20 protein-coding genes are annotated in these 21121 nt (G+C 73.6%); 3 read left to right on the top strand and 17 right to left on the bottom strand.

The window, feature by feature from the left end; all coding sequences use genetic code 11:
- Positions 1 to 3 precede the first annotated feature (3 nt).
- The 4 genes from hemC to BS73_RS21425 form a co-directional block, all read right to left on the bottom strand.
- Complete coding sequence (gene hemC, locus BS73_RS21440) at positions 4 to 1080, bottom strand: hydroxymethylbilane synthase (RefSeq protein ID WP_037574879.1); 1077 nt, start codon at positions 1078 to 1080, stop codon at positions 4 to 6.
- Positions 1077 to 2459, bottom strand: a complete 1383-nt coding sequence (locus tag BS73_RS21435) for a glutamyl-tRNA reductase (RefSeq protein WP_051940215.1) — start codon at positions 2457 to 2459, stop codon at positions 1077 to 1079. Before BS73_RS21435 ends, hemC begins: the two co-directional genes overlap by 4 nt.
- Before the next feature lie 58 nt (positions 2460 to 2517).
- On the bottom strand, positions 2518 to 3426 hold the full coding sequence (locus BS73_RS21430) for a redox-sensing transcriptional repressor Rex (RefSeq protein ID WP_037574877.1): 909 nt from the start codon (positions 3424 to 3426) through the stop codon (positions 2518 to 2520).
- A 391-nt stretch (positions 3427 to 3817) separates the two neighbouring features.
- Positions 3818 to 4048, bottom strand: coding sequence for a glutaredoxin family protein (locus tag BS73_RS21425; protein ID WP_235215487.1), 231 nt, complete (start codon positions 4046 to 4048; stop codon positions 3818 to 3820).
- Between the two features lie 119 nt (positions 4049 to 4167).
- On the opposite strand from BS73_RS21425, the gene BS73_RS21420 reads away from it, so the two are divergent.
- From BS73_RS21420 to BS73_RS21410, 3 genes are all read left to right on the top strand, one after another.
- On the top strand, positions 4168 to 5043 hold the full coding sequence (locus BS73_RS21420; protein WP_037574871.1) for an HAD family hydrolase: 876 nt from the start codon (positions 4168 to 4170) through the stop codon (positions 5041 to 5043).
- Positions 5044 to 5483: 440 nt separating this feature from the next.
- Positions 5484 to 6341 (top strand): ECF subfamily RNA polymerase sigma factor, BldN family, encoded by an 858-nt coding sequence (locus tag BS73_RS39790; RefSeq protein WP_084704810.1) that lies wholly within the window; start codon positions 5484 to 5486, stop codon positions 6339 to 6341.
- A gap of 189 nt (positions 6342 to 6530) precedes the next feature.
- The gene (locus BS73_RS21410; RefSeq protein ID WP_037574868.1) at positions 6531 to 7778 is read left to right on the top strand and encodes a DUF5667 domain-containing protein; all 1248 of its coding nucleotides are present in this window, start codon (positions 6531 to 6533) and stop codon (positions 7776 to 7778) included.
- Between the two features lie 112 nt (positions 7779 to 7890).
- Here BS73_RS21410 and BS73_RS21405 read toward each other — a convergent pair whose 3' ends face one another.
- The 13 genes from BS73_RS21405 to BS73_RS38320 all read right to left on the bottom strand — a co-directional run bounded on the left by BS73_RS21405 (position 7891) and on the right by BS73_RS38320 (position 20872).
- The gene (locus tag BS73_RS21405) at positions 7891 to 8931 is read right to left on the bottom strand and encodes a lysophospholipid acyltransferase family protein (RefSeq protein WP_037574866.1); all 1041 of its coding nucleotides are present in this window, start codon (positions 8929 to 8931) and stop codon (positions 7891 to 7893) included.
- Complete coding sequence (locus BS73_RS21400; protein WP_037574863.1) at positions 8928 to 10019, bottom strand: NAD-dependent epimerase/dehydratase family protein; 1092 nt, start codon at positions 10017 to 10019, stop codon at positions 8928 to 8930. The genes BS73_RS21405 and BS73_RS21400 overlap by 4 nt, the downstream gene beginning before the upstream one ends.
- A gap of 213 nt (positions 10020 to 10232) precedes the next feature.
- Positions 10233 to 10331: a 30S ribosomal protein bS22 gene (locus tag BS73_RS36450; RefSeq protein WP_003948845.1), complete on the bottom strand. Its 99-nt coding sequence runs from the start codon at positions 10329 to 10331 to the stop codon at positions 10233 to 10235.
- A 179-nt stretch (positions 10332 to 10510) separates the two neighbouring features.
- Positions 10511 to 10720: a helix-turn-helix domain-containing protein gene (locus tag BS73_RS21395; protein ID WP_037580531.1), complete on the bottom strand. Its 210-nt coding sequence runs from the start codon at positions 10718 to 10720 to the stop codon at positions 10511 to 10513.
- Positions 10721 to 10846: 126 nt separating this feature from the next.
- On the bottom strand, positions 10847 to 11695 hold the full coding sequence (locus BS73_RS21390) for a phosphatase (protein ID WP_037574861.1): 849 nt from the start codon (positions 11693 to 11695) through the stop codon (positions 10847 to 10849).
- Between the two features lie 81 nt (positions 11696 to 11776).
- Positions 11777 to 12994 (bottom strand): acetoin utilization protein AcuC, encoded by a 1218-nt coding sequence (locus tag BS73_RS21385; protein ID WP_051940213.1) that lies wholly within the window; start codon positions 12992 to 12994, stop codon positions 11777 to 11779.
- A gap of 32 nt (positions 12995 to 13026) precedes the next feature.
- Positions 13027 to 14238, bottom strand: a complete 1212-nt coding sequence (locus BS73_RS21380) for an MFS transporter (RefSeq protein WP_235215486.1) — start codon at positions 14236 to 14238, stop codon at positions 13027 to 13029.
- Positions 14239 to 14574: 336 nt separating this feature from the next.
- The gene (locus BS73_RS21375) at positions 14575 to 15231 is read right to left on the bottom strand and encodes an HAD family hydrolase (RefSeq protein ID WP_037574858.1); all 657 of its coding nucleotides are present in this window, start codon (positions 15229 to 15231) and stop codon (positions 14575 to 14577) included.
- A 29-nt stretch (positions 15232 to 15260) separates the two neighbouring features.
- A complete protein-coding gene (gene proC, locus BS73_RS21370) occupies positions 15261 to 16070 on the bottom strand; it encodes a pyrroline-5-carboxylate reductase (RefSeq protein WP_037574855.1) in 810 nt (269 codons plus the stop codon).
- Positions 16071 to 16142: 72 nt separating this feature from the next.
- Complete coding sequence (locus tag BS73_RS21365; RefSeq protein ID WP_265736869.1) at positions 16143 to 17906, bottom strand: FAD-dependent oxidoreductase; 1764 nt, start codon at positions 17904 to 17906, stop codon at positions 16143 to 16145.
- Complete coding sequence (locus BS73_RS40425; RefSeq protein WP_051940210.1) at positions 17903 to 18292, bottom strand: Rieske (2Fe-2S) protein; 390 nt, start codon at positions 18290 to 18292, stop codon at positions 17903 to 17905. The genes BS73_RS21365 and BS73_RS40425 overlap by 4 nt, the downstream gene beginning before the upstream one ends.
- 79 nt (positions 18293 to 18371) lie before the next feature.
- A complete protein-coding gene (locus BS73_RS21355; protein ID WP_037574852.1) occupies positions 18372 to 19094 on the bottom strand; it encodes a TenA family transcriptional regulator in 723 nt (240 codons plus the stop codon).
- A gap of 155 nt (positions 19095 to 19249) precedes the next feature.
- Complete coding sequence (locus BS73_RS38320) at positions 19250 to 20872, bottom strand: hypothetical protein (protein ID WP_037574849.1); 1623 nt, start codon at positions 20870 to 20872, stop codon at positions 19250 to 19252.
- Positions 20873 to 21121: the final 249 nt, after the last annotated feature.

Genomic DNA, 21121 nt, shown 5'->3' with positions numbered 1-21121 from the left:
GGCTCACTGGGCTCGCTCCCCCATGAGACCGGCGGCACCCTCGGCGAGCATGCGGGCGGCGAGCTCGCGGCCGATGGCCGCGGCCGCCGCCTCCACGGAGGCGTCGGGGGCGATGGTGCCGGTGGTGGACAACTGCACGACGGACGAGCCGTCAAGGGTGCCGACGAGGCCGCGCAGGCGCAGCTCGCCGGCCTGGTGACGATCCGTCACCGGATGCTCGACCACGGGGTCCGCACCGTTCTCCGCAAGCGTGGCCAACGCCCCCACCGGGGCGGAGCACCCGGCGTCCAGCGCGCCCAGCAGCGCGCGCTCGGCGAAGACCGCCGCCCGGGTGGGGGCGTGGTCGAGCTGGGCCAGCGCGGCGACGAGGTCCTCGTCGTCCGCGCGGCACTCCACTGCCAGCGCGCCCTGCCCGGGCGACGGCAGCATGAGCTCGGGCTCGATCAGCTGGGTGGCCTCGGCGAGCCTGCCCAGCCGGCTCAGTCCGGCCGCGGCGAGGACCACCGCGTCGAGCTCCCCGGAGCGGACGAAGCCGATCCGGGTGTCCACGTTGCCGCGGATCGGCACGGTCTCCAGCGGGAGTCCGTGCCGGGCCGCGTACGCGTTCAGCTGCGCCGTCCGGCGCGCCGCCCCGGTGCCGATCCGGGCCGTGCGGCCACCGGCCTCGTGGGCGCACTTCTCGATCAGCTGGACGAGGTCCAGGCCGTCCCTGGCGACCAGGACGTCCCGCGGGTCCTCCCGCTCCGGCACGGCGGCCAGGGCGAGTTCGGCGGGCTGCGCGGTCGGCAGGTCCTTCAGCGAGTGGACGGCGAAGTCGACCCGGCCGGCCAGCACCGCGTCCCGCAGGGCGGAGACGAAGACGCCCTGGCCGCCGATCTGCGAGAGGTGCTCCCGGGAGACGTCGCCGTAGGTGGTGATCTCCACCAGCTCGACGGGTCGGCCGGTGGCTCGGGTGACCGCGTCGGCGACCATTCCGGACTGGGTCAGGGCGAGGGCACTCCGGCGGGTGCCGAGCCGGAGCGGGCCCTGAGCCGGGTCGGCGCCCAACTCCCCTGGGGTAGAGGTCAGTTCACCAGTCATGGCATGATCGTCCTGATCGTGCTGGGAGCGGGCAGAGTGGTTTCGCGGGCCGCCTCCGGGACCCGTACCGGGTCCGGAGCGCCGGCCACGGCGCGGACGGCCGCCGGGTCGAGGTCGAAGAGCTCCCGCAGCGCCTCGGCGTAGGAGGCCCCGCCGGGCTCGCTGGCCAGCTGCTTCACCCGGACCGTGGGGGCGTGGAGCAGCTTGTCCACGACCCGGTGGACGGTCTGCTTCAGCTCGGCGCGGGCCTTGGCGTCCAGCTCGGGCAGCCGCCCGTCCAGGCGCTCCAGCTCGGCGCCGACCACCTCGGCGGCCATGGTGCGCAGGGCGACCACGGTCGGGGTGATCCGGGACGCCCGCTGGGCCGCGGCGTACTGTTCGAGCTCCTCGTCGACGAGCCGCCGGACCAGGTCGACGTCCGCGGCGCCGCCGGGGCGCTCGGAGGCCGCGTCGGCCAGCGTCTCCAGGTCGACCAGCACGACCCCGTCCAGGTCCTGCACCCCGGGATCGGTGTCCCGGGGCATGGCCAGGTCGAGTACGGCCAGCGGCGCAGCTCCGGCCGAGCGCTCGGCGCGCCGGCCGACCGCGACCGCGATCTCCTCCGCGCCGAGGACGATGCCCGCGGCTCCGGTGCAGGAGATCACCAGGTCGGCCTCCGCCATCGCGGCGCCGACCTGGCCGAACGGCACGGTCCGCGCGTCCAGCGCGGCGGCCAGCCGCTCGGCCCGCTCCGGCGTCCGGTTGGCGATCACCAGGTCCGGTACGCCGAGCCGGGCCAGCGTGGTCGCGGCCAGCGAGCTCATCGAGCCGGCGCCGACGACCAGCGCCCGCTTCCGCTCCACCGGGCCCGTGGCCTCGGCGACCTGCTCCAGACCGAAGGTCACCAGCGACTGCCCGGCCCGGTCGATGCCGGTCTCGCTGTGCGCCCGCTTGCCGACCCGGAGGGCCTGCTGGAACAGCTCGTTGAGGCCACGTCCGGCGGTCCCCTCGTCCTGGGCGAGGGAGAGCGCGTCGCGGAGCTGGCCGAGGATCTGGCCCTCGCCGACCACCATCGAGTCGAGACCGCAGGCCACCGAGAAGAGGTGGTGGACGGCGCGGTCCTCGTAGTGGACGTAGAGGTGCGGGGTGAGCTCCTCCAGCTCCACCCCGGTGTGCCCGGCGAGCAGCGCCGAGAGGTCGTCGACCCCGGCGTGGAACTTGGCCACGTCGGCGTAGAGCTCTATCCGGTTGCAGGTGGCCACCAGGGTGGCCTCGCCGACCGGCGCCGAGCCGGCGGCGGCCCGCAGCAGCCGGACGGGCTCCTCGCCGGTCAGCGAGGCCCGCTCCAACAGCCCCACCGGGGCTGTCCGATGGCTCAGCCCCAGGACGAGCAGACTCATTCGCCCGCCTCGTTTCCCTTGTCCGTTCGCATGCTGGTTCTCACTGGTACCGCTGGGCTCACGCCGGCATCACGGCCGGCAGGTCCCCTTCGTCTCCCTTGCCGCGCTCGGCCTTGCCGGCAGCCTTGCCGGCAGCCCCGCCGCTCCTGGTCCTGGCCACCGCGCGGGGCAGCGCCTTCGCCGCCGCCGCGGCCACCGCGCGGGCGCGGCCGCCCGGCTCGACCGGCGCGTCGGACCGGCCGGGGCCGCCCGGGCCGTCCATCCCCGCCGGGTCCAGGTCCTCGCCGGACTTCCGCTGCTCGTGGAAGGCGAGGATCTGCAGCTCTATGGAGAGGTCGACCTTGCGGACGTCCACCCCGTCCGGAACGCTCAGCACGGTCGGGGCGAAGTTCAGGATGCTGGTCACCCCGGCCGCCACCAGCCGGTCGCAGACCTGCTGGGCGGCGACCGGCGGAGTGGTGATCACGCCGATCGAGACGTGCTCCTCGGCGATCACCCGCTCCAGGTCGTCCATGGGACGAACCGGCAGACCGGCCGCGGTCTTCCCGGCCAGCTCCGGATCGGCGTCCAGCAGGGCGGCGACCCGGAACCCGCGGGAGGCGAACCCGCCGTAGTTGGCGAGGGCGTGGCCGAGGTTTCCGATACCGACGATCACCACCGGCCAGTCCTGGGTGAGGCCCAGCTCACGCGAGATCTGGTAGACGAGGTACTCCACGTCGTACCCGACCCCGCGGGTGCCGTAGGACCCCAGGTAGGAGAAGTCCTTGCGGAGCTTGGCCGAGTTGACCCCGGCCGCGGCGGCCAGCTCCTCGGAGGAGACCGTGGGGACCGAGCGCTCGGAGAGCGCCGTGAGCGCCCTCAGGTAGAGCGGCAACCGCGCGACCGTCGCCTCGGGAATGCCGCGGCCCCGGCCGGACGGGCGCCCCCGGCTGCCGCTGGGGGCCTGGGAAGATCGGTCAGTTGCCACGATGCTCCTGTAGGTGAAGCTGGGCTTTGCACGCCAGGCTATGCGTTTGTGAACGTGTGCACAAAGATGGTGTCCGTTTTGCCCGGCCGAAGTGACACGCATCACGCAACCGCCCCGGCAGTGTCCGGATTTGGTGAAGAGTCGGATTCGTCCCCGGAGTTCACCGGGCTGCCCAAGGGGCGGGGACCGCCAGGAGTGACGGGAGCGTCGGCGAGCACCTGTGCGCCTCCTGACTGTTCACGCCCCCGCTACCTCCGACTGGCCGCTGGGCCGGTTATAGATGGTAAGGCCAACAAAGGACCCCGGCGCAAACTCGCGCGGAGCCGACAGATGTGTTCAAAAACACCTCTGCCGCACGGGACTTCCCCGTGGCTACCCGGAGTGCGCCGGATCACTTCTCCAGCGCGGCCCGGAGCCGCTTCTCGTCCACCCGCCAGAAGTCGTGCTGGCGCCCGTCGATCAGGGTGACCGGGATCTGCTCCCAGTACTTCCGGTACAGCTCCTCGTCCTGGAGGATGTCCCGCTCCTCCCACGGAACCCCCAGTTCCCCCGCGACCCGCGAGACCACCTCCCGCGCCTCGTCGCAGAGATGGCACCCCGGCTTGCCGATGAGCGTGATCATCGCCCGTCCCTCGCTGACTGGTCGGCCGCGGGCGGGCATCCCGCCTCGTCGCGGCCGGTTAACACTGACTGCACACTGCGGATACGAACCGTACGCGTCCTCGTGGCTATGCTCCCGGTATGAGCAGGATCCCGAGGCTCACCCCGGCGCGTGCCGCGCTCGCGGGCGACGCCGCAGCCGCGCAGGCCGCGGCCGCTCCCGCGCACGACGCGGACATCCCGGTGGACCCGCAGGCGGGGGCCTTCTTCGACTGCGACAACACGATCATGCAGGGCGCGGCGATCTTCTATCTCGGCCGCGGACTCTACAAGCGCAAGTTCTTCAGCTCCCGCGAACTCGCCCGCTTCGCCTGGCAGCAGGCCTGGTTCCGGGTGAACGGCGCGGAGCACGCCGGGCACATGGCGGACGCCAAGGCGAGCGCGCTCTCGATCGTCCAGGGCCACCGGGTGACCGATCTCGAGGAGATCTGCGAAGAGGTCTTCGACGAGTACATGGCCGACAAGATCTGGCCGGGCACCCGCGCCCTGGTGCAGATGCACCTGGAGGCGGGCCAGCGCACCTGGCTGGTGACCGCGGCCCCGCAGGAGGCGGCCAAGGTGATCGCCGGCCGGCTCGGGATGACCGGCGCCCTGGGCACCGTCGCCGAGGCGGTGAACGGCGTCTACACCGGCCGCCTGGTCGGCGACACCCTCCACGGCCCGGCGAAGGCCGAGGCGGTGCGGGCGCTCGCCGCGAAGGAGGGGCTCGACCTGTCGCGCTGCGCGGCGTACAGCGACTCCTCGAACGATATTCCGATGCTCTCGCTGGTCGGCCATCCGTACGTGATCAACCCGGACGCCGACCTCCGGCGCCACGCCCGGGAACAGGGCTGGCGGATAAGGGACTTCAGGACCGGCCGGAAGGCGGCCAGGGTGGGCATCCCGGCGGCCGCCGGGCTCGGCGCCGCGGCGGGCGGCACGGCGGCCGCGGTCGCGATGTACCGCAAGCGCCACTGACTGTTCGCTTCTGACCGCTCCGGGGCTGTGACGAGCAGCTCAATCCATGGATTGGGGCACGCGACGGCGGGGAACCCCGCCTCGTCCGGTCAGAAAACGATCAACTTCAGTCGGAATCCTGGGTTCCCCTCGTACTTCACCCGGTCACAAACCGGCTCCAGACCGTAACGGAAGAGACGCAAGCGGCGAATTCGGCAACACCGTGTAGTCGTTGTTGCACAAAGCGTTATTCTCGTCTGACGCTCGCCGCCCCATGCGTCCCGCCATGGGCATGGCGCGCGTAACGCCGTACGACCGACAGTCCTGCCCATGGGAGTCCCGTGTACGCACACGACCGGAACGACGCGACCGCTCCCGGAAGCCCTGCCCGCCCCACCCCCGGCGGTCTGCTGACGCCCCGCGACCTCTCGGGGCGCCAGTGGCCGCGCCCTGCGACGGTCCTGGTCGCGCCGGTCCTGACGGCTCCGGCCTTCGCCGCGCCGGCCCCGGCGGTCCCCCTGCCGGCCTCGCCGCTGCGCGGCGCCGCGCCCGCCGGGCCGGGCGGCGCGACGGGCGGCTCCGCTCCGCGTTCCGACAGCCCCGCACGCACCCCCGCCGCGCGCTCCGGCGAGATCCCCAGCGCCTCCACCGGGGGCGCGCGCCATCGCTCCGCAAGCCGGGGCTCAGCGACCACGGCGCCTACGGCGACCTCAGCGCCCTCAGCGCCCTCGGCGGCACCCGGCCCGGGGGCGACAGCGACCGCCGGCGCCCCCGTCAACCCGGTGGTGGAACTGGTCGGCCGCGCCCAGCAGGGGGACAGTGAGGCCTTCGGACGGCTGTACGACCACTACTCCGACACCGTGTACCGGTACATCTACTACCGGGTCGGCAGCAGGGCCACCGCCGAGGACCTGACCAGCGAGACCTTCCTCCGCGCGCTGCGCAGGATCGGCACCTTCACCTGGCAGGGCCGGGACTTCGGCGCCTGGCTGGTGACCATCGCCCGGAACCTGGTGGCGGACCACTTCAAGTCCAGCCGCTTCCGCCTGGAGGTCACCACCGGCGAGATGCTGGACGCCAACGAGGTGGAGCGCAGCCCCGAGGAGTCCGTGCTGGAGTCGCTCTCCAACGCCGCACTGCTGGAGGCCGTGCGCCGGCTCAACCCGCAGCAGCAGGAGTGCGTGACACTGCGCTTCCTGCAGGGCCTGTCGGTGGCCGAGACGGCGCGGATCATGGGCAAGAACGAGGGCGCGATCAAGACCCTCCAGTACCGCGCGGTCCGCACACTCGCCCGACTGCTGCCCAGCGACGCCCGTTGATCCGTCACGCCTGGTGAACATCGCGTCACACTGCGTCGACCTGCGCAATCGTCTTCCGGCTTACGCGTAACCCGCGGCCCCCACGCTCGTTGCGCAGGGCGCATAACCCCGGGCAGCCGTGCAGCGGGTGAAGGCGCGGAGGCCCGCCGAAGGACCGGGCAGGCCCCAGGACGAGAGGAGGTGCGGCCCGTGACAGGCCGCGTTCTCGAAGTTCTCGAGCACCGGAGGGCGAAGGCCTTCGCCGAGGCCCTGGAGGCTGTCGAGCCGACAGCCGACCAGCCCGCGCCACACGGTGCGGAGAACTCGGCCGGGGCCGAACTCGGCGGCTTGCTGGAGGCGGTGGGCGCGCTGCGCGCGCTGCCGGTGCCAGAGCTCGCCGGCGACGTCCGCATGGTGCAACGCGCCCATCTGGTGGCGGCGTTCGAGAACATGCTGGCCGAGCAGCCGAGTTCGGCCGCCGCCGTACCGGCCCAGCAGTCGCGGCACGGGACGCACCGCGCCCCCGGCGCGCTGGGGCTCTTCGGCGGCGGCCGACTGCTGCCGGCCAGCCGCTGGCGGCGCCGTCTGGCGTTCGGCGGCCTGGCCGCCGGGATGGCGGTCGGGGCCCTCGGCGGCGTCGCCGCGGCGAGCTCCAACGCCCTTCCCGGGGACGCCCTCTACGGCATGAAGCGCAGCCTCGAGGACTGGCGCCTCGGGCTGGCCGGCTCGGACGCCGAGCGCGGCCGCCTGCTGCTGGACCAGGCCTCCGCCCGGATGGGCGAGGTGCAGCAGCTGATGGGCGCCCGCCGCGGCGGCGAACTCAGCCCCGAGCTGGCCGCGCGGATCCGCAGCGAGTTCGACGAGATGAACGCGGACGGCACCCGCGGCCGCGATCTGCTGCGCGGGATCTACCTCCGCGAGCACACGGTCGCGCCGATGCGCCGGCTGGCCGGCTTCGCCGCCCAGGAGCAGCCCCGGCTGGACACCGTCTCCAGCCAACTCCCGCACGGGCTGGCCCCGGTGACGGAGCCGGTGCGCCGGCTGCTCTCCGGGATAGACCGTGAGGTGGCCCCGCTGCACCTGACCGGCCCCACGGTCGGCGGCAGCGGGAGCTCGCCGGCGATGCGGCACAGCGCCCCGGCGGGTTCGCGGGCGCCCAGCGCGGCGCCGGGCGGCGGGCTGCTGGGCGGTGCCACCACGACCGGCACGGGCGGGGGTTCGAGCCACGGCTCGGCGACGCCCACGGCGTCCCAGTCGGGGGGCGTGGGCGGCATCGTCGGCGGCCTCACCGGCGGTGTCCTGGGCAACGGCGGCTCCTCGTCCCGGAGTTCGTCCTCCCCCTCGGGCCCGACGACCTCCGGCACCGGCTCCTCGCCCGCGGCGAGCCCGAGCAGCAGCGGACTCAACCTGCCACCGCTGGTCCCCGGCCTGCTGCCGGGACTCGGCCTGAGCGGTTAGCGGCCGCTCGGCGGCCGGCGGCCACCCGCGCCCCGGGGTCTGCGGAGCAGATCAAGGGGCGCGGGGAACTGCGCGCCCAGCCACCCGCAGACCCGCGGACGTCGGCCCGGCGTCAGAAGAAGACCGAACGGCGCTGCACCAGCAGCTTGTACAGCGTGTGCTGGATGGTCTCGCGGACCTGGTCCGTCAGGTTGAAGAGAAGCATCGGGTCGTCCGCCGCCTCCGGCCCGTAGCCGTCGGTCGGGATCGGCTCGCCGAACTGGATCGTCCACTTGGTCGGCAGCGGCACCGCCCCCAGCGGCCCCAGCCACGGGAACGTCGGCGTCATCGGGAAGTACGGCAACCCCAGCAGCCGCGCCAGCGTCTTCGCGTTGCCCAGCATCGGGTAGATCTCCTCGGCCCCGACGATCGAGCACGGCACGATCGGCACGCCCGCCCGCAGCGCGGAGGAGACGAACCCGCCCCGCCCGAACCGCTGCAGCTTGTACCGGTCGGCGAACGGCTTGCCGATCCCCTTGAAGCCCTCCGGCCAGACCCCGACCACCTCGCCCTTGGCCAGCAGCCGCTGGGCGTCCTCGTTGCAGGCGAGGGTGTGGCCGGCCTTCCGGGCCAGCTCGTTGATCCCGGGCAGTACGAAGACCAGGTCGGCGGCCAGCATTCGCAGGTGCCGGTGGGCGGGGTGGTGGTCGTGGATCGCGATCTGCGTCATCAGCGCGTCCAGCGGCAGCACCCCGGAGTGGTTGGCGACGATCAGCACCCCGCCGGTGTCCGGGAGGTTCTCCACCCCGCGGACGGAGATCCGGAAGTACTTGTCCGCCAGCGGCCGCAGCGCGGTGATCAGCACCTGCTCGGTCAGCTCGCGGTCGAAGCCGAACTCGTCCACCTCGTACTCGCCGGTGAGCCTGCGGCGCAGGAAGGCCAGCCCGTTGGCCGCCCTGGCCTCCCAGCCCTTGCCGAACACCCGGTCCGCCAGCCCGCCCAGGGCGTCCACCAGAGGCGGCACGGGGGGCCGCCGGGCCGCCTCGGGGGCCCTGGCCGCTGACGTCTCGTCAGGCACCGGCTCCGGCGGCGGCACGGCCTTCGGCCGATTCGCCCGGCCGTCGCCGGTCCCGGCCCGCCGGTCGGCGAAGGGGATGACCTTGGCCTCGCTCACGGGGTCCTCCTAGTCGCGCTGGTGGGGGGCAGCCGGAGGAGGCCGCCGCCGATCCGGTCGACCAGCCCCTCCACCCGCTCCGGCGGGAGCAGCCCGCGACCGCGCACCCGGGCGAAGTCGTCCAGCGCCTCCCCCGTGCTGAACTCCGGGGTGAAGCCGAAGGTGTCCCGCATCTGGGTGGTGTCCACCACCCTGCCATGGGTGAGGAGCCGCATCTGCTCGGGGGAGAAGTCGGCCAGCCCGCTGCCGCGCAGCATCCGGGCGAGGAGGCTGACGGCCGGCGGCAGCACCGGCACCGTCGGCCGGCCCAGCCGCCGGGCCGCCTGGGAGAGGAGCAGCACGCCCTCCCCGGCGATGTTGAAGGTGCCGGTGTTGATGCTGCCGCCGGCGGCCTCGAAGGCGGCCAGCCGCACGGCCTCCACCGCGTCCTGCTCGTGGACCAGCTGAAGCCGCGGGTCGTAGCCGAGGACGGTCGGCAGCACCGGGAAGGACAGGTACTCGGCCAGCGGGGTGTCCGCCCGCGGGCCGATGATGTTGGCGAACCGCAGCACGGTCACGGCCACGTCGGGGCGGCGCCGGGCGAAGCCGCGGACGTACCCCTCGACCTCGACCGCGTCCTTGGCGAAGCCGCCGCTCGGCAGCGTCTTCGGCTGCATCTGCTCGTCGAAGACCGCCGGGTCGCGGGGGGCGGAACCGTAGACGCTGGTGGTGGACTTGACGACCAGTCGCCGCACCGAGGGGGCCTTCTGCACCGCGCCGAGCAGCTGCATGGAGCCGATCACGTTGGTCTCCTTGACCTGCGACCGGCCGGCGGAGCCCAGCAGGGTGGCGCTCACCCCGAGGTGCACCACGGTGTCCACGCCGTACTCGGCGAGCAGCCGGCCGATCACCGGCCGGCGGATGTCGGCGCGCGCGAAGGCGTAGGCGGCCCGGTCCACGGCCCCGCCCTCGGGGCCCACGAGTTCGGGCGCCGGCGGATGGAGGTCGACGCCGACCACCAGGTCCACCCCGGGCTCGCGGCGGACCCGCCGCACGAACCGCCCGCCGAACTGGCGGGCCACACCGGTGACGAGCAGCACCTTCCCCAATTGGACGCCCTCCCCGCGAGCTCCGGGTGCACGTCAGCACGCTACCGCGTGGATGTTGCCGCGGGGTGTCCGCCACAGCCGATACTTCCCCCGCGTTCCGGGGAGCGCCTGCCCGGTGCCGCGCGCGGGAAGCGTCCGGGAAGCGCGCGGGCATGCCGATGCCCGCCCCGGCCGCTACGACCGGGGCGGGCATCGAGGCCTCGAAGGCGCCGCCTACTTCTTGTTGCGACGCTGAACGCGGGTGCGCTTCAGCAGCTTGCGGTGCTTCTTCTTGGCCATACGCTTGCGGCGCTTCTTGATTACGGAGCCCACTGACAACCCTCGCTTCACTGGACAACCCCCGCGGAGCGGGGCGTCAGAGTCCAACGCAGATTTACAGGTGAGGCCCCAGCCTACCCAACCTCCGGCCCGTGGCGTTAATCCGGCCCCCTGGAGCGGACTCCAGGGGGCCGGCGGTGCGTGGTACGCCTACGCCGGTGGCGCGGGGGCCGCTATGCGGTCTCCCGCCCGACGTAGGACTCTCGGAGGTAGTCGTGGACTGCCTGCTCGGGAACTCGGAACGAGCGGCCCACTCGGATGGCAGGCAGCTCACCACTGTGCACCAGGCGGTACACGGTCATCTTCGACACTCGCATCACCGTGGCGACTTCCGCGACGGTGAGGAAATTGACCTCGTTCAGAGGCCTCTCGCCAGACGCCATGAACAACACCGAACCTTCTCCGTGTGACGGGCACCGGCTTCCCCTCCGGTGACTCCAGCCAGCACACGCGTATCCCCAGAGTAGTTGCGGGTGGTACCAGTGGGAAGGGGGTGCCACGGACCGGAATTACCGTGACAGACCCGCCCGTTGCAGTACGTAGTCCGTCAGCGGTGTGTAGTACTCCGACCGCACACCGTCGTCGAGGGGCACCGCCACCTCGACTTCCCCGATCGCCTCCGCGACGAACGGCGCGGGGTCGTTGGAATCGGCCAGAGCGAGCGTCCTGACCCCCAGCCGGCCGGCCCCGACCGACCAGCCGTGGTCGCCGATGACCAGGTCAGGCGGGTTCTCCCCGGACTCGGCGAGGGCCGAGAGGGCGATCCGCACCGGTTGCGGAGAATGCGTGTGGGCGTACGAGGGGAGCGGCCGGACGCCCGGTTCACCGGAGTTCCCGGCTCCGGTCGAGGACACCTCTTCATACACCTGCACGACTCCGACGCTCCGTGCGTAGTCCAGCGCGCAGTGCCGCTCCCCGCCCCCGTTGTGCAACAGGAAGCGGTACCCGCGCGCGGGCGTGCGCACCGCACAGCCCACCGAGGCGAGGGCCTCCCCGAGTGCCGCGTGGAACCCCAGCAGCGGTACGGGGTGCCCGGTGCCGATGAGGACGCTGCCGCGCTCCGCGGCCGCCCGGGCGATCTCCTCGGCGAAGCGGTCCAGGGCGTCCAGGGTCCGTTCGGGATCGATCCGGTCCTGTCCGGCGGTGTGCGCGGGGTCCGGGGAGACGCCGGCCCGGTCGGCGAGGAGGGCGAGGACGGCGGCCTCGTCCCAGGAGTCGTCCGGGTCGAGGCCGAGGGTCATCGCCGGGTCCCGGCGGGCGAACCGGGCGTAGTGCCGGAGGTTGCCCTCGCGCGGGGTGGCCACCTCCCCCGCGATCCCGGACTCCACCAGGTGGTCCAGCAGTTGATCCCGCGTCATGGAGGGCCGTTCTCCTCGGTGGTGGGGCGGCGGCCGGTCGGCCGGCGGCGGCGCCGGACCGCCCGCCCGGGACGGGACGGGTCAAAAGGGCTCGGGCAGCAGGCCGTGCAGCGGGAAGATCTCCCGCCGGGTGGCGATGATCGCCCGGTCCAGGCGGTCGGCCGGGTCGTAGCCGTAGTCCTCGAACTCCCGCCAGGTCGGGCGCACCCCGTCGGTCATCCGCTTGGGGGCCTCCCGGCCGGTGAGCCGGCGGACCTCGGCCCGCCAGGGCTCGGGGGTCTCCTCCTCGGGGGCGACCGGGCGGCCCGCCGCGATCCCCACCAGATGCGTCCAGACCCGGGGCACCACCTCGGCCACCGCGTATCCGCCGCCGCCGAGGGCGACCCAGCGGCCGCCGGCGTAGGTGTGGGCGTACTCGTGGAGCTCGGCCGCGGCGGTGGCCTGCGCGTCCACGCTGATCGCCAGGTCCGCCAGCGGGTCCTCGACGTGGGCGTCCGCGCCGTGCTGGGTGACCAGGACCTGCGGCTGGAAGGCGGCGAGGAGCTGGGGCACCACGGCGTGGAAGGCGCGCAGCCAGCCGGCGTCCCTGGTGCCGGGCGGCAGGGCGACGTTGACCGCCATCCCCTCGGCGCCGGGGCCGCCGGACTCCTCCGGGCGGCCGGTGTGCGGGAAGAGGAAGCGCGGGTCCTCGTGGAGGGAGATGGTGAGCACCCGGGGGTCGTGCCAGAACACGTGCTGGACGCCGTCGCCGTGGTGGACGTCGGTGTCGACGTACGCGACCCGCTCGGCGCCGAGCTCCAGCAGCCGCGCGATGGCCACGGCGGCGTCGTTGTAGATGCAGAAGCCGGCCGCCCGGCTGGGCATGGCGTGGTGGAGACCGCCGGTGAAGTTGACGGCGTGCCGGGCGAGTCGGCGGTCCGCGGGGGTGCCGGGCGGCGGGTAGACGGCCTCGGCGGCGGCCACCGACTGGCCGGCGATCAGGGCGGCGGCCCGGTGCATGTTCGGGAAGAGCGGATTGTCCTCGGTGCCCAGTCCGCGGCGGGGGTCGGAGAGCCCGGAGCGGACCGCGTCCAGATAGTCGGCGTGGTGCACCAGGCGCAGGGTGGAGTCGCCGGCCGGCGGGGCCGCCTCGACCCGCACCCCCGGGGCGCGGTCCAGGCCGAACTCCCGGATCAGCCGCATGGTGAGGTGCAGCCTCGCCGGGTGCATGGGGTGCTCGGGGCCGAAGTCGTACTCGGTGACCGCCTCGTCCCACTGCAACCGCAGACCGCAGCCCTGCTCGCCCCGCTCGTTCGCCATGGGGCAACCGTAACGCCCGCCGGGGGCGCGGCTCAGGTCTCGGACGGGACCGGTTGCACGGCGCCGCTCTCCGCGGCCGGCCGGGCGGCCGGCCCCGCGCCGAACGACCGCACCACCAGCACCAGGGAGAGCAGCATCGCGGTCGGCACCAGCATCGCCAGCCGGTAGCCCATGGCGTCGGCCAGCGCGCCGACCAGCGGCGAACCGACCAGGAAACCCGCGTAGTTGAAGATGTTGAGCCGGGCCACCGCGGCGTCCGATGCCCACGGCACCCGCCGGCCGCCGGCCGCGAAGACCTGCGGCACCACCACGCTGATGCCGAGCCCGACCACGGCGAAGCCGAGGATCGCGAACCAGGCCCCCGGCGCGCAGACCACCAGCACGAAGCCGAGGGTGCAGACCACGGTCCCGGCGAGGACCACCCGCACGGGCCCCCAGCGCCGCACCCGCCCGTCGCCCAGCGCCCGGGCCACCAGCATCACCACCATGTACGCGTTGTACGGGAGGGTGGAGAGCTGGTCGGAGGAGTGCAGCCCGTCGGAGAGGTACTTGGCGCTCCAGTTGGAGACGGTGGCGTCCCCGATGTACGCGAAGCACATCGCCAGGCAGAGCGGCAGCAGCGGCTTCCACGGCACCGTGCGGGCGGCCTGCGCGGCGGCCTCCGCGACCGCCGAGCCGAGCTCGGCCGGGCCGGCGTACCAGCGGCCGGCGATCAGCACGGCGGCGGCGACCACCAGTGCGGCGGGGGTGAAGACCGCGGAGAGCGAGAGGTGGTAGTGGGCGTCCACCCAGGCCAGCGAGGCGCCGACGATCCCGCCGAGGCTGAACGCGGCATGGAAGCCGGTCATGATCGGGCGCCCGTAACGGCGCTGCAGCCCGACCCCGAGCATGTTCATCGAGGCGTCCAGGCCGCCGGTGAAGAGACCGAAGGCGGCGAGGGAGATCGCCAGGGCCCAGAGGCTGCTGCCGCCGGCGCCGACGCCCAGCAGGGTCAGGCAGACCACCGGCTGGACCACGCGGAGGACCGCGCGCGGGGTGGTCCGCTTCACCACCTGCTCGGAGCAGACCGATCCGACCCCGGCCAGGATCGGAACGGCCGCGAGGAATATCGGCAGTTGGCCGTCGCTGATCCCGTACTGCCGCTGGATGGCGGGGATCCTCGTCACGAGGAGCGCGAAGATCGCGCCCTGCCCGAGGAAACTCACGGCGAGGGCGGCGCGAGCGGCCCGCAGACGACTCTCCACGTGCGTGAGCGCTCCCCCCACGACGATGCGGCTACCGGTTGGTACCCGCGTTCCCGGGAGACTAGGCGCTGACGCCCGCAGGCGGAAGGGGTCTTCCCCTACCCCGCCCCTTCCTGTTTCCCGGGGCTGCCGCCCCGACCCCGCCGAGCAGCCCCGGGTGGAAGCCCGAAGGGCGAATCCAGGGGCGCGGGGAACTGCGCGCCCAGCCGACTACGGCGCCGCACCCGGCCACCGCCACCGGCTCGCAACCCGGACTCCGCTGCCGAGTGCGGCAGGTCACTGGCCGGGCGCGCGGTTCCCCGCGCCCCTTGATTCGCTGCGCGAATCGCGGGGCGGTCAGTGGGCCAGGCCCAGCAGTGGTGGCAGCTCCGCCATCGTGGGGAAGCGGGACGTCGCCGCGGCCAGCTTCGCCGCCGGCGTCAGCGCGGTGTAGCCGAAGACGTCCATCCCCGCCGCCCGCGCCGCGGCCACCCCCGCGGGGGAGTCCTCGACGACCGCGCAGCGCTCCGGCGTAGCGCCCATCTCCGCCGCCGCCCGCAGGAAGAGGTCCGGCGCCGGCTTCCCCCGCCCCACGTCCTCCGCGCTGAAGATCCGCCGGTCGTCGAAGAAATCCGAGAGCCCCGTCAGCCGATGCGCGGTCCTGATCCACTCATGCGTGGCCGAGGAGGCGACGCAGTACGGAACCCCCGCCGCCCGCACGGCCTTGAGCACCTCCTCCGCCCCCGGCACCGCCGTCAGCTGGGTCTGGAAGACGTCGAAGACCCGGGCGTGGAACAGCTCGTCGAAGCCGTCCGGCAGCAGCGCGCCGTCGAACCGCGCGCCGATCACGTCGTGGACGGTGTGCGCCGCCGTCCCCATGAAGTCGCGGATCGAGTCCTCGTAGGTGGTCGGGTAGCCGAGCTCGGTGAGGTAGCCGGCCAGCGTCCGGTTCGCGATCGGCTCGCTGTCGACGAGCACACCGTCGTTGTCGAAGATCACCAGTTCGTAGCGCACACGATCAACTCTACGGCCGGGGCCCGAGGCTATCTGCCGCCGGAGGCCAGCTCCCGCGAGCGGTCCCGGGCCGCCTCCAGGGCGGCCAGCAGGGCGGCCCGCACGCCGTGGTTCTCCAGCTCGCGGATCGCGGAGATGGTCGTCCCGGCCGGCGAGGTCACCGCCTCCCGCAGCTTGACCGGGTGCTCCCCGGAGTCCCGCAGCATCACCGAGGCCCCGACGGCCGCCTGCACGATCAGGTCGTGGGCGGTGGACCGGGGCAGCCCCAGCAGGATCCCGGCGTCGGTCATCGCCTCCACCAGGAAGTAGAAGTACGCCGGCCCGGAGCCGGACAGCGCGGTCACCGCGTCCTGCTGCGACTCCGGGACCACGATGGTCTTGCCCACCGGGGAGAAGATCTCCTCGGTGCGTGCGATGTGCTCCGGCCCGGCGTGGGCGCCCGCCGAGATCGCGCTCATCGCCTGGTCGACCAGGACCGGGGTGTTGGTCATCACCCGCACCACCGGGGTGCCGGGGGCGAGCCGCTCCTCGAACCACTCGGTGGGCACCCCCGCCGCACCCGAGATCACCAGCGTCTCGGCCGGGACGTGCGGGGCCAGCTCCTCCAGCAGGGCGCCCATGTCCTGCGGCTTGACGGTGAGGATGAGGGTGTCGGCGGCCTTGGCGGCCTCCCGGTTGGAGACCGCCTCCACCCCGTGCCTCCTCCTCAACTCGGCGGCGCGCTCCGGGCGTCGGGCGGTGACCAGGAGATCCGCGGGGTCCTTGCCGGCCCGCAGCATCCCGGAGAGCAGGGCCTCGCCGATCTTCCCGGTTCCGAGTACGGCGACTCGTCGCGTCATGGGGTGGCTCACCTCTCGGCTGGGATCGCGTTGACCCCGCCATCCTCGCATCCGCCCGGACGGGGCCGGCGGCTAGCGCGGGGCGGCCGCCCCGCGCCGGCTGCGCGGTCCCGGCAGCGGCTCGCCGGGGATCAGCCCGACGAGGATCTCGCCGTCCACCTCGCGGACCGGGAAGACCCGGATGGGCAGCCGCGCGGGCGGGCTGAGCGGCTCGCCGGTGGCGTAGTCGAAGACGCTGCCGTGGCAGGAGCAGAGGAGGCCCTCCCGGGTCGGTCGGCCCGAGGAGAGGAGGCAGTCGAGGTGGGTGCAGTAGTTGGAGCTGGCGTACGCCCGTCCGCCGTACCGGGTCACCGCGAGCTCCAACTCGCCCACGTGGAACCGGCGTACGACGCCCTCCGGCACCTGGCCGGAGCGGGCCACCCGGACGTACTCCCGCTCGGGGGCGTCCGCCGGGCCCTCCGCCGGACCGTCCGCCGGGCCGCCCGCGGGCTCGTCCGCCGGGCCGCCCGCGGGCCCGTCCGCCGGGCCGCCCGCCGGCGGGCCCGCCTCCCGGCCGCCGGGCGGCACCGGGAAGACCACCGGCACCTCCGGGCCGGCCAGTTCGTCGAGTTCGACGTCCTCGTCGGCGAGCGCCGCCGGATCCGGGCGGGCGCCGAGGGCGATCAGCTCCTTGGCGGCCAGCACCTCGCCGCCGCGCTCCATCCCGAAGGCGGCCCGCAGCCGCCCCTCGTCCAGGTAGAAGGCGACGAAGTCGCGCTCCTCGACCGAGCCGCGGACCACGATCCGGTCCCAGCGCTCCGCGTGCCCGCAGTGCTGGAGGTTGAGCCCGAACTGGTCGGACCAGGACCACAGCGGGTCGTCGTGGACCACCGCGCCGCCGAGGACGTTCCGCGCCACGGTGGCGCCCTGCCGGTCGGCGTTGTCGACGTGCTCGGTGCGGATCCGGCGGCCGTACAGGGGGTGCCACTGCGCGGCCGCGTCCCCCGCCGCCCAGATCCGCGGATCGCTCGTCCGCAGCCGCTCGTCGACCAGGACGCCGTCGCCGACGTCCAGTCCCGAGGCCTCGGCGAGGGCGGTGTCGGGGACCGCGCCGACCGCCACCACCAGGGCGTCCGCCTCGACGCACAGCCCGCTGTCGGTGGTCACCAGGACACCGCGGCCGGTCTCCCGGACCGAGCTCAGGGCCTCCCCGGTGTGCAGCTCCACCCCGGCCGCCCGCTGGATCTCCGCGCAGACGCCGCCGAACCGCCGTCCGAGCTGCCGCTCCAGGGGCGCTTCCGCGCGCTCGACCACCACCGGCTGCCCGCCCGCGTCCAGTACCGCGGAGGCGAGCTCGGAGCCGATGAACCCGGCGCCGATGACGGCGATCCGGGCGCCGGGCCGGAGGAAGCCGCGCAGCCGCTCGGCGTCCTCGATCCGGCGGAGATGGATGATCCGCTCGCCCTCGACGCCCGGCAGCCGGCGGGGCCGGGCGCCGGTGGCGAGGAGGAAGCGGTCGCCCGCGATCCGTTCGCCGTCGGCCAGTTCGACCGCCCCGGCGGCCCGGTCGATCCGCACGGCCGGGGTGCCCAGCCGGAGTTCGACCGCGTTCTCCTCGCACCACCGCCCGGAGAGCAGCGCGAGTTCCGTCCCGGCCGGGCCGTCCGCCAGGTACTCCTTGCTCAACGGGGGCCGCTGGTAAGGGGCGTGGGGCTCGTCGCCGACGAGGACGATCCGGCCGTCGTAGCCCTGGCGGCGCAGGGTGCGGGCGGCCGAGGCGGCCGCCTGTCCGGCGCCCACGGCGACGAAGGTTCGGGGCCCGCCGCTGGGGCCGGGGTGGGTCTGCACTGGGCTCACTCCTGGACGAGATCGGCGGCGGGGAGGGCGGACGGGGCGGCGGAGGCGGACGAGGCGGAGGCGGAGGCGGCGGGCTGCCGTACCAGCACCCAGACCTGGCCGTCCTCCACCCGGACCGGATAGGTCGGCTGGCACTCCGCCCGGTCCTCGGCCTGTCCGGTGCGCAGGTCGAAGGCCCACTGGTGGCCGGGGCAGACGACCCGCCCGTTGAGGAGGGTCCCCCGGGAGAGCGGCCGGTCCTTGTGGACGCAGGCGTCCTGGAACGCGAACACCTCGCCGCCGTGGGCGAAGAGCGCGATCCGCTCCGACCCGACGGTGACCAGCTTCTTCCCGCGGCGGCCGAACTCGGCCAGCTCGGCGACCCGCGCCCACTGCGGATCCGTCATCTTCTCCCCCTCCGTAGGCGGTTGGGTGCCCGCCGCGGGCCTGCGCGGCCCGCGGCGGGCGGGTTGCGGCACCGCGCGCTCAGGCGGCGGCGGTCTGCAGTTCGTCAGGTCGGACGTACTGGTCGTAGAGGGCCTGGGTGTAGGAGAACCGCATCTCGGCTCCCCAGCGCACGAACTGGAGGCAGCGCTGCTGGAGGGCCGGGGTGTCGGCGTGGTCGAGGACGATCTGGTAGCCGCGCTCGCCGTGCACCACGTCCGAGGTGATGTGGAGGTCGAAGAACTCGATCTCGTCCTCGGAGAAGCCGTAGGACTCGCGCAGCGGGACGATCTGCTTCCGGTAGATGCTCGGCACCTGCGACTCCAGGCCGACCACCAGCGCCGCGGTGGCCACCACGAAGTGCTCGCGCATGGCGACCGCGTAGCACCAGGACTGCAGGCCGCGGGTGACCGCGTTCATGTTGGAGGGGTCCTGCACCCGCTCCCGGGTGGTGCCGCAGGCCTCCGCGAAGCGGATGAGGAGCTCGGTGTGCCGGATGTCGGCCAGCTCCTCCTCGTACATGTTCTGCAGGGTGAAGTCCTTGGCGCCGGTGCACTCGTCGGGGGTGTTGCCGTAGATGTAGCCGAGGTAGTCGGCGAAGGGGCCGACGTAGTGGTAGTGGTTCTCCGCCCAGCGGGCGAAGTGCTCGCGCTTGAGCCGGCCCTCCGCCCACGCCTGGCTGAACGAGGCGTTCTTCGCCTCGCGGCCCTTGATCGCCTCCTCCAGGGCGCTGCGGAACGCGTCCTTGGACAACAGCTCGGTCACCGTCGTCCTCCTTCCGTGGTTGCCGGGGCGCGCGGTTTCCCGGGCGCATCCACAACGTAGGCGCGCCCCAGGGGTGTTCAGCACGGACGGAGTGCACAGCCCAGATCCCGATGTATGTGCGGAATGCCGAAGCCCCGGGGGTCCCGCCCGGCGGGTCAGAAGGCCAGCACCGAGACCAGCACCGCCGCCGCCAGGCCGACCAGCACCGGTACGAAGCAGTACCTGACCAGGGTCTCCACCTGGACCCGCGCCACCCCGGCCACGGCGAGCAGCGAGGACCAGGCGATCAGGACGCCGCCGCCGGTCCACACCGAGCCCATCTGGCCGAGGGCGGCCAGCGCCGACGGGCTCACATGGGCGGCCGGGCCGAGCGCGCCTGCCAGCGAGCCGGTCATCGGCAGGCCGGAGAAGCCGGAGCCCTCCAGCCCGGTGACCATGCCGATCAGCAGGATCGAGACGGACAGGATCAGGGCGTTGTGCGGGATGTACTGCTGCCCGGCCGCCACCAGGTCGAAGAGCAGCGCGGGCGGCTTGGCGTGCGGGTCCAGCCCGAGGATGGTGGCGGCGTAGTCCGAGTTGCCGAGGAAGAAGAAGCCGGCGATCGGGATCACCACGCCCATCGCCTTGAAGGCGAAGACCAGGCCGTCCACCAGGTGCGAGGCGGAGGTGCTGAGCCCCTGCGCGCCGTCCCGGCTGAGCGAGGCCGCGAAGAGCAGCAGGGTGGCCACGCCGCCGACCAGGGCGGCGGCGTCGGAGCCCTGGGTGGCCGGCACCAGGGTGGTGAACTTGCCGAGCAGCATGTAGACCACGAGGGCGGCGAAGCAGAGCGGCACCAGCACGGCGAAGATCTTGGCCCGGCCCGCGTGTCGACCGTCCTCCGGACCGCCGCCGGCGGCAGCGACGGACGCGACGGCGCCGCCGCCGAGGGTGCCCGCTTCGGCGCCGGGGGGCGCGGCGGTCGGCTCCGGGGCGTCGGCATCGGTTCCGGTCCCCGCGCCCCCGGTGGTGGTGGTCGTGTCGGTGGTGGCGGCCACCGCCGCGAGGGTGCGCGAGCCCGCGGCGCGGGAGCCGGCGGCCCCGGCCACGACCGTCTCGCTCTCCTCCGCGGCGCTCTCCCAGCGCAGCAGGTTGTCCGCGTCCAGCGGCCGGATGGAGCGCCGGGTGCGCCAGTAGACGAAGGCCAGCGCGACCGCTCCGGTCACCAGGGAGAGCACCATCGCCTTGTCCGCCACCGAACCGGTGGACACCCCGGCCGCCTTGGCGGACAGCCCCGGCGCCACCTGGATGATGTAGTCGCTGGACAGGGCCATCCCCTGACCGGCGATCGCGATGGCCGCGGCGGCCCCGACGGCCGGCAGCCCGGCCCGGATGGCGGCCGGCAGCAGGATCGCGCCGATCAGCGGAACCGCCGGGGTGGGCCAGAAGAAGAGGCTGATCAGATACGTGACGGCGGCCAGGACGAAGAAGGCCGTCCGGCCGTTGCGCATCAGCCCCTGGAACGGCCGGACCATCCGCCGCTCGGCGCCCATCGCGCGGAGCGCGCCGAGGAGGGCGGTGATCAGCGCGATGATGAGGAAGATGTCGAAGAGCTCGGAGGCCGCCGTCATCCCCGCGTTGAAGATGGACGAGAGTCCCCGTACCAGGCTCCCGGTGTAGACCCAGGCGGTCAGGAAGGTCGCGACCACCGCCGGGACCACGACGTTCTTGCGGGCGATCATCACGCCGATGATCACCACGACCCCGGCGAGGTATATCCAGTGCGCAGCAGTCAGATGCATGTCCGCACTCCCATGTTCGATGAATGAGCGGCATGCTCTCCAGCCGCGTGGCCGAGTCAAAGCCTCAGGGTGCACAGGGCTGGCAAGCCTAGTTGTGCACAATGTTCTTCGATCTTCCCCGGCGTTTCCGGGCTGTTTCACTCCGGCGACGACGGGTGCGGTGCCGGGCCGCCGATGTGCCGACCGCCCAGAGGAGCGGCCGTTCTCAGGAGACCCTGCACATGGCCGGGCGTCCGGGCCGGCCACCAG

The sequence above is a fragment of the Phaeacidiphilus oryzae TH49 genome (assembly GCF_000744815.1).
Classification (GTDB): domain Bacteria; phylum Actinomycetota; class Actinomycetes; order Streptomycetales; family Streptomycetaceae; genus Phaeacidiphilus; species Phaeacidiphilus oryzae.
Note: the sequence above shows the minus strand (reverse complement) of the source record. Positions and strands in the feature narration are given on the sequence as shown.